The sequence below is a fragment of the Sporosarcina sp. ACRSL genome (assembly GCF_022346605.1).
Classification (GTDB): Bacteria; Bacillota; Bacilli; order Bacillales_A; family Planococcaceae; genus Sporosarcina.
This window is the reverse complement of sequence record NZ_JAKRNT010000031.1, coordinates 1-1,415: the sequence shown is the minus strand read 5'-3', so window position 1 is coordinate 1,415 and position 1,415 is coordinate 1. Positions and strand designations below refer to the sequence as shown.

The following is a 1,415-nucleotide window of genomic DNA, read 5'->3' as shown; positions in this document are numbered from 1 at the left end:
GGCACGCCGCCAGCGTTCGTCCTGAGCCAGGATCAAACTCTCCATAATAGAGAAATTCGAGTAGCTCGAGTTTCTTGCTGGCATCATTTAAGATGTCAATTTTGAATCCGAAGATTCGTTTGTCTGTCCACCGACGGGGTCGGCTTCAAGACTTTATTTGTTGACGTTTTGCTGTTCAGTTTTCAAGGTTCATATGGTGGAGCCTAGCGGGATCGAACCGCTGACCTCCTGCGTGCAAGGCAGGCGCTCTCCCAGCTGAGCTAAGGCCCCATTAGTTAAGAAGTGGTCGGGAAGACAGGATTCGAACCTGCGACCCCTTGGTCCCAAACCAAGTGCTCTACCAAGCTGAGCTACTTCCCGATTTTATAAGTCTATGGCGCGCCCGGAAGAATTCGAATCCACAACCTTCTGATCCGTAGTCAGACGCTCTATCCAATTGAGCTACGGGCGCCTATTCATTTAAAATGAAATAGTTTTGGTGCCGAGAACCGGAATCGAACCGGTACGGTAGTCACCTACCGCAGGATTTTAAGTCCTGTGCGTCTGCCAGTTCCGCCACCCCGGCGTGTATAAATGGAGCGGAAGACGGGATTCGAACCCGCGACCCCGACCTTGGCAAGGTCGTATTCTACCACTGAACTACTTCCGCAAAGAAAAGTGCGGGTGAAGGGAGTCGAACCCCCACGCCTTACGGCACTAGATCCTAAGTCTAGCGTGTCTGCCAGTTCCACCACACCCGCATAATAATAAGCGTTAAAATGGTGAGCCATGCAGGATTCGAACCTGCGACCCTCTGATTAAAAGTCAGATGCTCTACCGACTGAGCTAATGGCTCAAAAAAGTGGTGCCGGCGAAAGGACTTGAACCCTCAACCTACTGATTACAAGTCAGTTGCTCTACCAATTGAGCTACACCGGCACATAATACATAAAACTATATGGTGGAGGATGACGGGTTCGAACCGCCGACCCCCTGCTTGTAAGGCAGGTGCTCTCCCAGCTGAGCTAATCCTCCGATTATAATATTATATTTAATTAAGAATTGACAAGCCCGGCGACGTCCTACTCTCACAGGGGGAAGCCCCCTACTACCATCGGCGCTGAAAAGCTTAACTTCCGTGTTCGGGATGGGAACGGGTGTGACCTCTTCGCCATCGCCACCAGACTTATAACATCCTCTTGAGGACATTAGTTATTATATCAATTCTATATAAATTTGCAAGCACTTTTTTTAATAAAAAGTGTTATGAACGATGCTTGTTCGTTCAAAACCGGATAAAACCAACATTGTCGCTGAACTTCAAGTTCAACCGTACTTAAATAACTTAAGGTTAAGTCCTCGATCGATTAGTATCCGTCAGCTGCACGTGTCGCCACGCTTCCACCCCGGACCTATCCACCTCATCTTCTTTGAGG

The 1,415-nt window shown here is 48.8% G+C and carries 9 tRNA genes and 2 rRNA genes; all 11 read right to left on the bottom strand.

Annotated features, from left to right (window positions below):
• Window positions 1-194: 194 nt before the first annotated feature.
• Window positions 195-270 (bottom strand) — tRNA-Ala (locus tag MHZ92_RS21260).
• A gap of 13 nt (window positions 271-283) precedes the next feature.
• Window positions 284-360, bottom strand: a tRNA-Pro gene (locus MHZ92_RS21255).
• 14 nt (window positions 361-374) lie between these two features.
• Window positions 375-451: transfer RNA gene (locus MHZ92_RS21250), tRNA-Arg, on the bottom strand.
• Between the two features lie 25 nt (window positions 452-476).
• Window positions 477-565 (bottom strand) — tRNA-Leu (locus MHZ92_RS21245).
• A gap of 9 nt (window positions 566-574) precedes the next feature.
• A tRNA-Gly gene (locus MHZ92_RS21240) sits at window positions 575-649 on the bottom strand.
• A 9-nt stretch (window positions 650-658) separates the two neighbouring features.
• Window positions 659-740 (bottom strand) — tRNA-Leu (locus MHZ92_RS21235).
• A gap of 19 nt (window positions 741-759) precedes the next feature.
• Window positions 760-835: transfer RNA gene (locus MHZ92_RS21230), tRNA-Lys, on the bottom strand.
• A gap of 7 nt (window positions 836-842) precedes the next feature.
• A tRNA-Thr gene (locus MHZ92_RS21225) sits at window positions 843-918 on the bottom strand.
• 20 nt (window positions 919-938) lie between these two features.
• Window positions 939-1,014: transfer RNA gene (locus MHZ92_RS21220), tRNA-Val, on the bottom strand.
• Window positions 1,015-1,048: 34 nt separating this feature from the next.
• Window positions 1,049-1,164 (bottom strand): 5S ribosomal RNA (gene rrf / locus MHZ92_RS21215).
• A 162-nt stretch (window positions 1,165-1,326) separates the two neighbouring features.
• Window positions 1,327-1,415 (bottom strand): 23S ribosomal RNA (locus tag MHZ92_RS21210); the annotation flags it as partial.